The organism is Dyadobacter sp. HNCC25DJ187, assembly GCF_056895255.1.
The window spans coordinates 1,951,314-1,966,134 of sequence record NZ_JBXHAT010000002.1 but is presented as its reverse complement, the minus strand read 5'-3'; the positions used below and the strand labels follow the sequence as shown (position 1 = coordinate 1,966,134).

The 14,821-nt window shown below is 42.4% G+C and carries 9 protein-coding genes; 5 read left to right on the top strand and 4 right to left on the bottom strand.

Going from position 1 to position 14,821, the window contains the following annotated elements:
* Window positions 1-109: 109 nt before the first annotated feature.
* Window positions 110-1,870 (bottom strand): aspartate--tRNA ligase, encoded by a 1,761-nt coding sequence (gene aspS / locus AC1XUE_RS19055; RefSeq protein WP_483357574.1) that lies wholly within the window; start codon window positions 1,868-1,870, stop codon window positions 110-112.
* A 92-nt stretch (window positions 1,871-1,962) separates the two neighbouring features.
* On the opposite strand from aspS, the gene AC1XUE_RS19050 reads away from it, so the two are divergent.
* Complete coding sequence (locus AC1XUE_RS19050; protein ID WP_483357573.1) at window positions 1,963-2,877, top strand: PE-PGRS family protein; 915 nt, start codon at window positions 1,963-1,965, stop codon at window positions 2,875-2,877.
* Window positions 2,878-2,891: 14 nt separating this feature from the next.
* On the opposite strand, the gene AC1XUE_RS19045 is transcribed toward AC1XUE_RS19050, so the two are convergent.
* On the bottom strand, window positions 2,892-5,246 hold the full coding sequence (locus AC1XUE_RS19045; RefSeq protein ID WP_483357572.1) for a hybrid sensor histidine kinase/response regulator: 2,355 nt from the start codon (window positions 5,244-5,246) through the stop codon (window positions 2,892-2,894).
* Between the two features lie 219 nt (window positions 5,247-5,465).
* Between AC1XUE_RS19045 and AC1XUE_RS19040 the strand changes: the two genes are divergently transcribed.
* From AC1XUE_RS19040 to AC1XUE_RS19030, 3 genes are all read left to right on the top strand, one after another.
* The gene (locus tag AC1XUE_RS19040; protein WP_483358013.1) at window positions 5,466-7,556 is read left to right on the top strand and encodes a prolyl oligopeptidase family serine peptidase; all 2,091 of its coding nucleotides are present in this window, start codon (window positions 5,466-5,468) and stop codon (window positions 7,554-7,556) included.
* A gap of 303 nt (window positions 7,557-7,859) precedes the next feature.
* On the top strand, window positions 7,860-9,983 hold the full coding sequence (locus AC1XUE_RS19035; RefSeq protein ID WP_483357571.1) for a bifunctional aldolase/short-chain dehydrogenase: 2,124 nt from the start codon (window positions 7,860-7,862) through the stop codon (window positions 9,981-9,983).
* Between the two features lie 126 nt (window positions 9,984-10,109).
* Window positions 10,110-11,393 (top strand): sugar isomerase, encoded by a 1,284-nt coding sequence (locus tag AC1XUE_RS19030; RefSeq protein ID WP_483357570.1) that lies wholly within the window; start codon window positions 10,110-10,112, stop codon window positions 11,391-11,393.
* Between the two features lie 122 nt (window positions 11,394-11,515).
* Here the strand turns inward: AC1XUE_RS19030 and AC1XUE_RS19025 are convergent, their stop codons facing one another.
* Entirely contained in the window at window positions 11,516-12,535 is a 1,020-nt protein-coding gene (locus tag AC1XUE_RS19025) for a GntR family transcriptional regulator (protein WP_483357569.1), read from the bottom strand.
* Between the two features lie 143 nt (window positions 12,536-12,678).
* Window positions 12,679-13,866, bottom strand: coding sequence for a DUF6600 domain-containing protein (locus AC1XUE_RS19020; protein WP_483357568.1), 1,188 nt, complete (start codon window positions 13,864-13,866; stop codon window positions 12,679-12,681).
* A gap of 306 nt (window positions 13,867-14,172) precedes the next feature.
* On the opposite strand from AC1XUE_RS19020, the gene arfB reads away from it, so the two are divergent.
* Complete coding sequence (gene arfB, locus AC1XUE_RS19015; protein ID WP_483357567.1) at window positions 14,173-14,580, top strand: alternative ribosome rescue aminoacyl-tRNA hydrolase ArfB; 408 nt, start codon at window positions 14,173-14,175, stop codon at window positions 14,578-14,580.
* Window positions 14,581-14,821: the final 241 nt, after the last annotated feature.

The following is a 14,821-nucleotide window of genomic DNA, read 5'->3' as shown; positions in this document are numbered from 1 at the left end:
TTTTCCTGATAGTAAATCACTTTGCTTCAACCGCTGTCTTCGCTCAACATGAAGCAACGAATTCGCAAATCTACTAATTTCAGTAGATTTGCGAATTTATTTTTATTTTCTATTGTTTAACGCTGATTGCTAGCTCTTTTAGTTGTGCATCAGAAATGGTAGACGGAGAATCAATCATCACGTCACGACCTGAATTATTTTTTGGAAATGCAATAAAATCCCTGATAGAGTCTACGCCTCCAAATAACGAACAAAGACGGTCAAAACCAAATGCAATACCTGCGTGAGGTGGTGCGCCAAATTCAAATGCATTCATTAAGAATCCAAATTGTGCCTGCGCCTCCTCCGGAGAGAACCCAAGAATGCCGAACATTTTTTGTTGCAACTCTCTTTCAAATATCCTCACTGAACCTCCGCCCACTTCAACGCCATTAATGACCATATCGTATGCATTGGCCCGCACTTTTCCAAGATCAGTTTCAAGTAAATCAATGTCTTCCGGTTTCGGGCTTGTGAATGGGTGGTGCATCGCAAACCAGCGGTTTTCTTCTTCGCCATATTCAAGAAGCGGGAAGTCCAGCACCCACAGTACGCGGTAATCATCCGGGTTACGCAGTCCAAGGCGTGTCCCCATTTCTAAACGGACTTCGTTTAGTTGTTTCCTTGCTTTATCTGCAGTTCCCGATAGGATCAGTATCAAATCGCCAGGTTTTGCATCGAATGCTTCTACCCATTTCCTTAGTTCTTCTTCGGTATAAAATTTGTCAACTGAGGATTTAATACTTCCATCCGTATTGTAACGAACATAAATAAGTCCCTTCGCGCCGATTTGAGGTCGTTTCACCCAATCGGTCAGCTCATCCATTTGCTTACGGGTGTAATGTGCGAAACCAGGAGCACATACGCCGACTACCAGTTCTGCATCGTCAAATACACCGAAATTTTTGCCGGAAGTTAAATCAATATCTTCTCCTTTTAATTCGGTAAACTTCATTTCGAAACGAATATCCGGCTTATCGGACCCGTACAAACGCATTGCATCTGCGTAAGTCATACGGGGTACTTCAGGAAGTTCTATTCCTTTCACTTTACTGAATAAATGGCGAATCATGCCTTCAAATGTATTTAACACATCTTCCTGGGTCACAAACGACATTTCACAGTCGATCTGTGTAAATTCAGGCTGACGGTCAGCACGCAAATCTTCATCGCGGAAACACTTTACAATCTGATAATAGCGATCGAAACCTGCCACCATCAGGAGTTGTTTGAATGTTTGCGGAGATTGGGGTAAGGCATAAAATTCGCCTGGATTCATACGGCTTGGCACCACAAAATCGCGGGCACCCTCAGGTGTAGACTTGATCAGAACCGGCGTTTCAACTTCAATGAAGTTAAGTTCGTCCAGATATGCTCTGGTATGACGTGCCACCTGATGACGCAACTGAAGATTAGCTCTGACGTTGTTACGTCGTAAATCCAGATAGCGATATTTCATTCTGATGTCATCTCCTCCGTCCGTTTCATCTTCGATGAGGAAAGGGGGGAGTTTGGCGGGGTTAAGTACAGATAGCTCCGTTACTCTGATTTCTATCGCACCGGTCTGAATTTTATCGTTTTTGGAAAGCCTTTCAATAACCTGTCCCTTTGCAGAAATAACAAACTCTCTTCCCAGAGAACGTGCGGTTTCCAACACATTTGCAGCAGTTTTCCCTTCTTCAAAAAGGAGCTGAGTTAAGCCATAGCGGTCGCGTAAATCCAACCAGATCATCCCTCCTTTATCACGGATGCGTTGAACCCATCCGCATAATACAACCTCTTGATTTACATGCTCTAAGCTTAACTCGCCGCAGGTATGTGTACGTAACATATAATTATTTTAATACTGAGAAATTGAAAGTGTCTGATAATAAATGGTGCAAAAGTACGTATTTTTAGCAAATCTAACATGATGAGTTTTTTATGAATATAAATAAAACAGGTTACCTGCTTAAGCCATTGAAATGCATTCTGTTTGCAACTTGTTTTATTGTTTCATGCGACCCGGACCCAAAGCCTGCAAACGGCCGTTCTGATCAGTTTGAGACAGTTGCTGTAAAGTCTCCGATTCAACCGGGCATCATTGATGAAGCATCCGGCTTAGCAACCAGTGCAAGCTTTGAAGGATATCTGTGGACGCATCAGGATTCTGGCTGGCCGGCATCAGTGTTTCTTCTAAGTAAAGATGGAAAAACAATTAAAGAGTTTGGTATTCCCGGGGCTGCTAATCACGACTGGGAAGATATAGCCGCAGGCCCCGGCCCGGCTACCGGAGTTAATTATTTGTATGTGGGGGATATTGGTAATAATAATCCACCCATGACCACCTCCAATATTGTGTACAGGATTCCCGAAGTTCAGGATATGAACGGATCCTTTGATGCGAGCCGCCTGGATAAAATTCGTTATAGCTACGCAGATGGACCACGGGATGCGGAAACGCTACTGCTTGATCCGCTAACAAAGGACATTTATATCATCTCCAAGGAGGCTAATACCGGTATTTACAGATTACCTTACCCTCAATCTACAACCGAGATAACTGTTGCGGAAAGAATAGGGGTTATTCCTGGTGTTGGAACTGCTACGAGTGGCGATATTTCGATAGATGGTTCTGAAATAGTAATCAGAACGTACCTGGCAGTTTATTACTGGACCCGAAATGAAGGAGAAGCGGTGGCACAAACACTGAGCAGAAGTGCTAACCGGACGCTGATTGTTGAGTTGGAGCCGCAGGGTGAAGCTATTTGTTTTGATAGAAAATCAGAAGGATTTTATACGTTAAGTGAAAAGGGTAATGCAGAAAGGGTAAGTCTGAACTATTACAAAAGAAAATAAATAGACTTAAAGGCTCAGGAGCGGGTATATTTTAGAATAACTTCTAAAAGCCGGTCCGGCGCAAAAGGTTTCAGAACAATATCATTGACACCAATGCTAATGATATGTTCCTCTGCGTTTAGCGCCAGGCTTGCGGTGAGCGCCACAATTGGCACAGTTTCTCCCCGCATACGCAAAGCCCTGGTCGCTTCATAACCGTCCATTACAGGCATATGCATATCCATGAGTACCATGTCATGTGATGAGGTTAATAATTGCAGCGCCTCTTTACCATTATGGGCAATATCAAAAGAAGCTCCCCATCTTTTTAAAAAATTACGCAGAACCAGGATGTTCATTGCATTGTCTTCCACGACCAGAATCTTGATGCCAGCGAGAGGTGACTTCAACGGCGGTTCAGGTAAAACTTCCATTTTTTTATCTTCTAAAACCTGGAATTTCTGAACGAAACTGAATATAGAGCCTTTTCCTGGTTCGCTTTCCAGATCCAGACTAATCCCTTGTAATTCAAGTATTTTTTTGCTGATGGATAAACCTAACCCTGTTCCGCTGAATCCACGGGACGATGAGGAGTCGGCCTGAGTAAAACGTTCAAAAATAACTTTTTGTTTTTCCGGAGCAATGCCTATTCCGGTGTCCTCGATAGCGATCTTCAGAGTCACTTCGCTGGAAGTGCCTGCCAGCTTCCGGACAGAAAGTTTCACGTACCCCTCATTCGTAAATTTAATAGCATTATGAACCAGATTTCCGATAATCTGGGCGGTACGCGTTTTGTCGCCCAATACTTGTGGAGGCAACTCTTCGTCAATATCTAGTATAAACTTAATTTTTTCAGTATTGGCTGCAGCCTGATAGCCGGAAATGATATTCCTGCTTATGTTTTTTAAATCTATGGATTCCATCACAAAGCGTATCTTCCCCGCTTCTATAGAGCTGAAGTCCAGAACATCATTGACTATATTCAATAAATTATTAGCTGAAAAAAGAAGGACATCCAGCTGCTCCTTCTGATCGGCTCGGGGATTGTCACGTATCATCAGGTGTGTCATCCCGATGACCGAATTGAGCGGCGTACGGATTTCATGACTCATCGTACTCAAAAATTCGCTTTTGGTTTTTAATCCCAGTTCGGCATCTTCCTTTGCTTTCTTTAGGGTGAAGGCAAATCGAAAGGTAAGAATAAGCGATTGACAGAAGAAAAAGGTTACGTAACCGGCGAAAAGTATAAAAGGAAAAGGTGTAGCTATACCGTAGTATTCCAGGATGACGCAAATGATAATGATAAAAATGGCTGCTGAACTGATCAGTGCGTATTGGGCTCCGGTTCTTTTGTTGCGAAACGCTTTCCAGTAAATGACAACAGCAAAAGCAATGTAGACGATTACCAGAAAAATAAAGGGATCAATTAACCTTGTGAAAAAAATAGGCGGTGAAACTGCTGTAATCAGTGCAAATGCAAAGCAGATTCCAGCCATTATAGACAATATTTTTTGAGGCGCATCTTCGGGGTAAAGATACCGTGTATAAAGCGCAAACATGGCAACAGCCAGAAATAAGGATAGGTATTCAAGATGTATTGAAATGGCCCAGCTGATATCGGGCAAAATGGCCTGTAAGCTATATTGGCCAACCCCCACAATCCTGTAGCTGTAAAAAATGCAGAAGAGTGCAAAATAAAGAATGGATTTATCGTGACTCCCAAACAGATACAGTCCCAAAAAGAAGAATCCACCCATAATGATACAGCCGGTAAGAAAGAAATCAAAGGCCTGATCCAGCTGATTTTGTTTTTGCAGAATCTTATGGCTTCCAATTTTGATCTCTCTGGATATACCGCCTTTGATATGGTGAAAGTTCGCAATCTGTAACGTGATATGTAACGTATCTTCATGAGAATGCAGCGGTACTACCTGCGTGGACCAGTAAGGTTTTGTGCTCTTCTTGTCTTTTCCTGGTGAGCCGTTGGAAACAGTTTTCTCTCCGTTTACAAAGAGTGTATACGCACAGTACATTTCAGGTACTTCCAATGATAATCTGGGTCTTGTTGCAGGCAGTAATATGGTCAGCTTGTAAGTAGCATATCCTTGTGAAGGGATTTCGCTCTGTCGCCAAAGTAGGTTATGCCAAAGTTCCGGAAAAGGTTTGTATTCAGAATAAGGCTCAGGCTCGTCTGGTGCAAGAAGCTTATTCCAGAAAAATTTCCATTCCCCGTTAAGTGTCGTGACATCATTGTCAAAATTGATTTGGCGGAGATCAATTAAACCCTTATCAGACAGTGAAGTATGAGTGGAAATCTGCTCAGGAAAGCACTGAGTAGATACAGCTATACCTAAAAGAACGATTAGTAAGAATCTTAGTCCAGGGTTCATCAACTGAGTATCAGGTTTGAGGCTTTACTCAAAGTGTTATGGTTATGATAAGTTTGATGAAGTAGCGGGAATAAATAAAATAACTCAAAGTTTTTCTAAAATCCCGTCACAGGAATTTATTTTTATTTAAAGGAGTCGGAATATTATTGCCGTAAATGTGTTTCTTTATTCAGAGTCAAAAATAATAGCGTTTACTTTATGAATTTTAAACTTATAGGAATGGCAGCAGTGATTGCAACGGCGGCGAATGTGGAAGCCTTCGGTCAAAGTGTTAAATACCCCGTCACTAACAAAATCGAACACACAGATCAGTATCATGGTACGCAGGTAAATGATCCATACCACTGGCTTGAGGATGACCGCTCCAAAGAAACTGAGGCCTGGGTGAAACAGCAGAATGAAGTGACCTTTGGCTATCTGAATGCAATTCCATTTAAAGGTAAAATTTTTCAGGACCTGGAAAAGGCATATAACTATCCCAAATATTCGGCTCCAGGGAAAAAAGGAGACTACTTCTATTTTTATAAAAATGACGGGCTGCAAAATCAGTCTGTGCTTTACCGCCAGAAAGGCTTAAACGGTACACCGGAAGTGGTACTGGATCCCAATAAGTTATCGACAGACGGAACGACCAGATTAACTGTTTTTAAATTATCCAAAACCGGATCTCATGCAGTATGCGGATTCTCAAAAGGAGGTTCCGATTGGCAGGAGTATCAGGTAATGGATATGAAAACACTTAAAATGCTTTCTGATAAGGTGGAGTGGGTAAAGGTTTCGGGTGCCGCGTGGCAAGGGGACGGATTTTACTACAGCAGTTATCCCAAGCCGGAAGGTAGCGAGCTTGCCGCAAAAAACGAAAACCATCAGGTATACTTCCACAAGATCGGAACTAGCCAAAAAGATGACAAATTGGTTTACGAAGATCCCAAAAACCCACAGCGCTTTCATACTGTCAGTACAACCGAAGACGAACAATATGCGGTACTGTATGTGAGTGACCGTGGAAAAGGGAAAGATGGAAATGGTCTTTGGTTTCTTAAAAAGGGAGAATCGAAGTTCACTTCGGTGAAAGAAGAAATTACCGATTTTAGCTACAGTTTGATCGAAAATCTGAAAGATGGCTTCTTAATTGAAACCAACGAAAATGCGCCGAATGGTAAAGTAATGAAGTACGCATTTGCAGATAAAAGCTGGATAGCCGTGTTGCCGGAGAAGGAGGAGCCTCTTCAGGGAGCGGGCACTGCTGGAGGTAAGCTTTTTGCTTCTTATTCCAAAGATGTTACTACCAGGGTATATGTATATGACCTGACCGGAAAGTTGCAGCATGAAGTGGAGCTTCCTGGTTTAGGTTCAGCCTCAGGCTTCGGTGGGGAGCGTAATGATAGTTTTGTTTTCTACACTTATACATCCTTCAACTATCCGCCAACAATATTCAGATATGATATAGCATCTGGTAAAAGCACTGTTTTCCGGCAGCCGGAAGTATCGTTTAAACCTGACGACTATGAAACCAAACAGGTGTTTTATACAAGTAAGGATGGTACAAAGGTTCCGGCTTTCATCACCTATAAAAAGGGATTGCAACTTAATGGTGAAAATCCAACTATTTTGTATGGTTATGGAGGTTTCAATATAAGTCTGACACCCTCTTTCAGTCCGACGCGTATCCCGTTCCTGGATCAGGGAGGTGTATATGTACAGGCTAATCTGAGAGGAGGAAGTGAATATGGAGAGAAATGGCACGAACAAGGTATGAAGCTGAAGAAGCAGAATGTATTTGATGATTTTATTGCTGCTGCCGAATTCTTGATCAAAGAAAAATACACCTCATCGGCGCGGTTGGCTATACAGGGTGGATCTAATGGTGGGTTATTGGTGGGAGCTGTAATGAATCAGCGTCCTGAACTTTTCAAAGTTGCATTTCCGGCAGTTGGTGTCATGGATATGTTGCGTTTTCATAAGTTTACCATCGGATGGAATTGGATTGCCGACTATGGAAGCAGCGATAATGAGGAGGAATTTAAAATGCTGTACGGCTATTCTCCACTTCATAATATTAAATCCGGTGTAAATTACCCGGCGACCCTGATCACCACTGCTGACCATGACGACCGGGTAGTACCTGCGCATTCATTCAAGTATGCTGCCGAACTTCAGACCAAAGCAGGGCCGTCCGGCAAAAATCCTTTGCTGATCAGAATTGATACCAATTCAGGGCATGGAGCCAGTAATACTAAAAAAGCATTGGAAACACAGGCGGATATTTATGCCTTCATGTTTGCAAACATGGGTATTACCTGGAAGTAATCAATGTGTTAAATTTAAGGATGAGCTGTGCCTGTTGGTTCAGCTCATTTTTTGTTATAGCGTAGTCGTTATCACCGTGGATACATTAAAATACCAGCGAATAAGAGTATGATGTCTATGTCCGTATACTTTTTAATATCACATAAAATCTTAATTTATTGATACATGCAGGATACCACAGGACGGTGTCTAAAGTGAAGTTGCCTAATCTTGTATCAGTTTAGAAAAATAGTGAACGGCCAGTGCCAGTTCAATCCTGAACAGACCAGTTACTTTAAACCTGATAATTTAAAAACACAAAATATGAGCAGTTCAAAAGCAGACCAGTACAAGTATGTGAGTTATTTATGGGACGATGAAAAGGCAGCTTCTTTAGGTGATGACCAGGTAGCACTTCTCCTTTATCGTTCCAATTTGTTAGGTGCGGATCTCCGTCTTACTAACTATGCTGGTGGTAATACAAGTTGTAAAACAATCGAGAAAGATCCTCTTACAGGAAATCCTGTTGAAGTGATGTGGATCAAAGGTTCAGGAGGTGATATTGGTACGCTTACAAGAAGCGGGCTTGCAGGTTTGTATCAGGACAGACTGCATAACCTCAAAAATATTTACCGTGGTCTGGAATTTGAGGATGAAATGGTGGAGCTGTTTAATCACTGTATCTATGATCTTAAATCGAAAGCTCCGTCTATTGATACGCCATTACATGGTTTATTGCCATTCAAACATATTGATCACCTGCATCCTGATGCCCTGATCGCGATAGCGGCATCTAAAGAGGGCGAAGCTATAACAAAAGAATTATTTGGTGGTGAACTGGCGTGGGTACCCTGGCAGCGTCCTGGTTTCGACCTTGGGTTGAAACTGGAGCAGGCACTTGCCGAAAATCCTGGAATCCGCGGTATCGTATTGGGTGGTCACGGTTTGTTTACCTGGGGTGACACTGCATATGAGTCATATATTAATACGCTTGATACCATCGAAAAAGCATCGGAGTATCTTGCTGCAAACTATGGAAAAAGCCGTCCGGTGTTTGGCGGACAGCGTGTGGAGAACGAAGCTGTAGAAAAACGTCAGGAAATTGCTGCAAAGCTGGCTCCTTATTTGCGTGGTCTGGCATCTGACAAGCAGGCAATGGTTGGCCACTTTACGGATGATGAACGCGTGCTTGAATTCATCGGCAGCCATGATCTGGATAAATTGGCTCCGCTTGGAACCAGCTGCCCGGATCACTTCCTGCGCACAAAAATCCGTCCGTTGGTTTTAGATCTTCCTTTTGAGCTGCTTGGTGGCAACGACCAGGAAATTCTCGATAAAGTACGTCCGCAGTTTGAAGCATATCGAGTGGATTATCAGGCTTATTATGACCGTTGCAAGCATGATAACAGCCCGGCAGTACGTGACCCGAATCCGGTAATTATTTTACTTCCTGGTGTGGGTATGTTCTCTTTTGCAAAAGACAAACAAACTGCACGCGTAGCGGCAGAATTCTATACCAATGCTATCAATGTAATGAAGGGCGCTGAGGCGATTTCTTCTTATGTATCTCTGCCTGAGCAGGAAGCATTTGATATTGAATACTGGCTTTTGGAAGAAGCAAAATTGCAACGTATGCCAAAAGAAAAAGCGCTTTCCCGTAAGGTGGCTATCGTTACTGGCGGATCGGGAGGTATTGGTAAAGCCATTGCTCAGAAGTTCCTTCAGGAAGGTGCATGTGTAGTAATTTCTGATATAGATGCCAATGCGCTTGCAGAAACGAAAGCTGAGTTCGATGCCAAGTTTGGTAAGGATTTCTCAGCGACTGCTAATGCCAACGTATTGGAAGCAGATCAGATTAAAGCTGCGCTTGATATCACAAAGCTGAAATTTGGTGGTATAGATATCGTAGTGAACTGTGCTGGTCTTTCTATTTCTAAGCCATTGGCAGAAACAACGATTAAGGACTGGGATATTTTGCAGGACGTATTGGTAAAAGGCCAGTTTCTTGTTTCGCAGGAATCGGTAGCGATCATGCGTCAGCAGGGCTTAGGTGGTGATATTGTAAACATCGCAAGTAAAAATGGGTTGGTATCAGGGCCAAATAATGTAGCATATGGAACAGCGAAAGCTGCTCAGCAACATATGACGCGTCTTTTGGCGGCAGAACTTGGACCGGACAAAATCCGTGTCAACGTAGTGAATCCTGATGCTGTTATTTCCGGAAGTAAAATCTGGGAGAGTGGCTGGGCTGCAGGGCGTGCAAAAGCTTACGGAATCAAAATTGAAGAATTGCCTGCTTATTATGCAAAACGTACTGTTTTGGGAGCTGAAATCCATACAGAAGACATTGCAAATGGCGTTTTCGTTCTTGTGGGTGGACTGCTGAGCAAAAGTACTGGTAATGTAATCAATGTAGATGGTGGTGTACCGGCTGCATTTGTAAGATAATAATAAGAGTTTGTTAGTTTGGAAAGTTTGAAGGTCAGCGGCCTTCGAACTTTTCATTTTTAAAGCAGATAATAATCAAGTTTACGATGGCTTTTGATCAGAGACCATCAGCTTAAAGCTAAAATTATGAAAATCGAAAAATATCATATTGACCAGCATAACGACAGCTTGTTTTCAAGGCACAACAATCAGTTTGTTTTCTTAAAAGAACAACTTGGTGAGCAGGGAATTAATGCCAACGATATTGTGAAGCAACTTGAAGCATTTCAGGTGGCAATTCCAAGCTGGGCATTGGGAACAGGTGGTACACGTTTCGGACGTTTTTCCGGTGGAGGTGAGCCACGTTCATTGGAAGAAAAAATTGAAGATGTGGGTTTGCTACATGCCTTAAACCGTTCAAGCGGATCTATATCACTTCATATTCCCTGGGATATACCTAGTCAGGCGCAGTCGGTGATCAGTCTGGCCTCTTCTCTGAATCTTACTTTTGATGCGGTTAATTCCAACACCTTCCAGGATCAGAAGGATCAGGAACATTCTTATAAGTTCGGATCATTGTCTCATGTGGATAAGGCGGTTAGGAAACAGGCGGTTGAACACAATATAGAAGTGATCAAGTATGGTAAAGATTTAGGTTCGAAAGCATTGTCAATCTGGCTTTCAGATGGGTCGTGCTTTCCGGGACAGTCAAACTTTGTAAGATCATTCCAGAACACGCTGGAGTCTCTTCAGGAAATATATGCCGCCCTGCCGGACGATTGGAAAGTGTTTGTAGAGTATAAAGCTTACGAGCCTAATTTCTATTCTACAGTCATTCAGGATTGGGGAAGCTCACTGCTTTTCTGTCAGAAACTGGGTGCAAAAGCGGATGTACTGGTAGACCTTGGTCATCACTTACCAAATGCCAATATTGAGCAAATTGTGGCTACACTGATGATGGAAGGCCGTTTGGCTGGTTTCCACTTCAATGATTCCAAATATGGCGACGATGACCTGACAGTTGGAAGCATACGTCCGTATATGTTGTTTCTGATCTTCGTTGAGCTTGTAGAAGGGATGAAACGTGCCGGCAAAGGAAGTGACGGTTATGCATGGATGATCGACGCAAGCCATAACGTAAAAGATCCTCTGGAAGATTTACTGCAGTCGGTGGAGGCTATCTTGCTTTCTTACGCACAGGCATTACTTGTCGATCGTACGAAACTGGAACAAGCCCGTCAGCAAAATGATGTGGTGCTTGCGCAGCAAATTCTGCAAAACGCATTCAGAACAGACGTTCGTCCTCTGGTACGCGAAGCAATGCGTTTGAGCGGAGGTTCTTTAGATCCTGTGGGTTTGTTCAGAAACCTGAAAGTTAGATCAGAACTGATGAATGAAAGAGGTAAAGTTACTGTAGCTACAGGATTGTAAGCCTCTAATCTGCTATTTGTATAAGCAGATGAAAATGCATTTCTGTGTAAACGGGAATGCATTTTGTTGTTCTGATTACTTTAGATTTTACCAGTTGATCTATTTCATGTAAGTCACCAATCTCACAAAGACTTTCTCCTGATCAGAGTAAAGGGGTTTTTGACAAGTTCCTGGCGGTTGGTTTTGATTAGTTCGGCGGCTGTTCTACCCATTAATTCGTGATCGGTAGATATAGTAGTGATACCATCCAGCAATATTTCTTTCAATGGTGTCTCATTGTAGGAAATAATGCCAATGTCTTTGCCAATGAGCAACTTTTGCTCCCGGCATTTCTTGATCAGGTTTACCAGGTCGTTTTCTTCTATACTGACATATGCTGCATTTTTAATAGCCTGGCTGTCTCCGTGAAAGTCATAAATGATTTCATGTTCGAAATGATGCTGAATACAAAAAATGCGAAATCCCTTGATGATGTCTTTAGGATAAGGAATCATGGAAGGAAATATGAGTATGATTTTATGATAACCCATCAAAAGATCTACAGCCTGATTGAGCGCATACACAATATCTTTTTCATAGTTTTGAAATACAGCTGAGTGCTTCTTGTTCAGTAAGTCTATGTCTTTGTCAAGTAAAATCAGCTTTTCTCCAGGGATCAGTTTTAATACTTCCAGAGCCTCGTCTGCATTTTCATAAAAATGAGGCATGATCACATAGTTATCATATTCTCCAAGACTGTTTTGAATCAGATTCCTGAATATGTTTACATTGGAATGATGAATGTGTAAGTCTACATTCACATTCGGGCCCATACTGTCAACAAATGCGTTGTAAATCTGCTTTTTATAATTGCTGATTTTGTTGAATACAAGAAGGATCCGCGTCGTATTTTCTATATCCACACGATTGATAAAATAACCTTTTCCTCTTGCAGAAACAAGTACACCATCTTTAATTAAATGTTTGTATGCTTTTTCCACCGTATCTCTGGATAAAAGATATTCCTCACTTAATTGGTTGATTGACGGTATTTTATCTCCCCGCTTTAATTTTCCCTTACTGATAGCCAGTAATAAGGATTTGATAATCTGCATGTACTTGGGAGCGCTCTCCTTGAATTCGATATCAAACTGTGTTTCCATTGCAAATGCTGCGCTTTAAAGTCTGGCTAAAATATTGATGTAAAGAGTCAAATAAAATCGGAAAATACCCTTTTCTATAGCTCTTTTTCAAACAAAAACCCCATCGGAATCACCGATGGGGTACACGAAGGATCTAGGAAATATTATCTTGGAGATCTGCTGCTGCGTTCGGAGCGGCTGCCGCCTGAGGAATTTTCTGAACCCGTGCTTCTGGATTCCCGCGGGGCGGAATTTCTCTCAGTGGGAGCCTGTCGAACTGCCGGAGCATCACCGCCCGAAGATCTTCCCGAATTACGCGCTCCTCCAATCTCAGCCTGTGACGATCTGCTGCTACGCTCTGTATTGGGCGACGGAGAACGATATTCTCTGCTAGGCTGTGGCGAACTTGGGGCAGAACGGTAAGTATCAGAATTTCTGCGGTTGTTTTCATTGGAATACACTTCACGCTCTGAGTTCCCGCTTCGGGACGGTCTTTCGTAAACCCTGCTATCATTACCCGATGAGCGGCTACCTGCATCATTTCGTTCAGCATTGCTGCGTGAGGGACTCTCATAGCGTCCATTATCCGCAGACCTTCTTCCATTCTGGCGATAGATCGGTGCATTTCTGTCTGGTGCATCGTAACGGTCATAAGGAGAACGTTCAGTAATCACACGTCCTCTTCTGCCATGATCTATTTCTCTGACAGGAATATTTCTTCTCGTTACCCTTTCCATATCTTCCCTTCTTGGGCCATATGCATAAGTACGATTGTCCTGGCGGTAGTAATTATTGATGATCGTGGTTTGGTTGTAGATACGTGTCACGCGGCTGCGCGGAGGGCAGTAATTGTACCAGTTACGAGTTGTGATGTACCGCTGTGGTACGAATACCCACCAGAAGGAGGGAAGGCTCACAGATATATTCACATTCATACCAGGACCCAGCGGAGCCCATCCGTAATAATCGCCACCCGAGCGCCAGTTAACCCATGCTGGTCCCCACTCATAACCCGGTACCCAAAACCATCCATTGTAATCATCATGAGACCAGCGACCATAGTGAAAAGGTGCCCATCCCCATTCGTAGTCTGAAACCCATGTATTTCCATACTCTGTAACTTCCCAATATCCGTTTGTTGAATACGGTTGAAATCCTCTTTCTACATACGGGCTCCATACAGAGCCATACTGGGGAGAGTTGATCCAGCGACCATACGGTGAAAGCTCGTTATAAAACGTTTGGAAAGATATAGAAACACCAGGTTGAGCATTCACTTTTTCCTGAACGGATGCTCCGGTAAGTAGCATGATAGCCAGGCCGAGAGTCCGAAGTTTTTGAATGGTGTTCATAGCTATTTGAATTAATTGTTTTTCTAAAATTAAAATCGACGGTTGGACATTCTTTTTTGTTTTGGGTTTAACGACCTTTGCATGCAAACCCTATGGTATGGTTTATTCTGTGGAAGGATGTCTTTTTAGGGACATTGGTTGCAAGTAATAATATTTTTGTTTGAATGATCTGTATATCAATTAATTAGTGGTTGTGTATTTTGCTTTTTAAGTAGTTTTGTTCCGTGATAGGACATTTGATAAGCGTAATTCCCTCATCAAGGCGTATATATATTAACAAACCTTAACAAATAGAGTAGTTGTAAAATGATAGATCCCGAGATCTTGCATTCAGAGTTGCTTTTTCAAACCGCCAGAAGTGGAGGTCGCGGAGGGCAAAATGTGAACAAAGTTGAAACGAAAGTGGAGTTGAGGTTTGATGTTGAAAATTCACAAATACTGACTTCGGAACAGAAAGATGTAATCTATCAGAAGATAAGTAATCGGCTCACAAATGACAAGGTATTAGTGCTGTACCATCAGACTGAACGGTCGCAGCTGGCTAATAAGGAAAAAGTGATTCGTAAATTTGATGCACTCATAACAGATGCATTTAAGCCAATAAGAAGAAGGAAAGCTACCCGCCCGACACTGGCTTCAAAAATGGAACGGTTGCAAAGCAAACAACGAAACGCGCTGACCAAATCTTTACGCAGAAAGCCGTCTGACGATTAACCTTATATGTTTCTACCGATATAACATGCATACGGCATTGTAGTTATTTTCCTTAAATTCAGATCGCGGGGCGATACAATGTCGCCAGAATGCAAATGGTATAGTCCGTTTTAAATGAGGTTGTAATGATTATACCGATATCACATGCCTACGGAATTATAATTATCTTCTCTGAATTCAGATCCCGGAGGGATATAATATCGGTAGAATGTAAATATGCACAGTCCATTTTAAGTCCCGT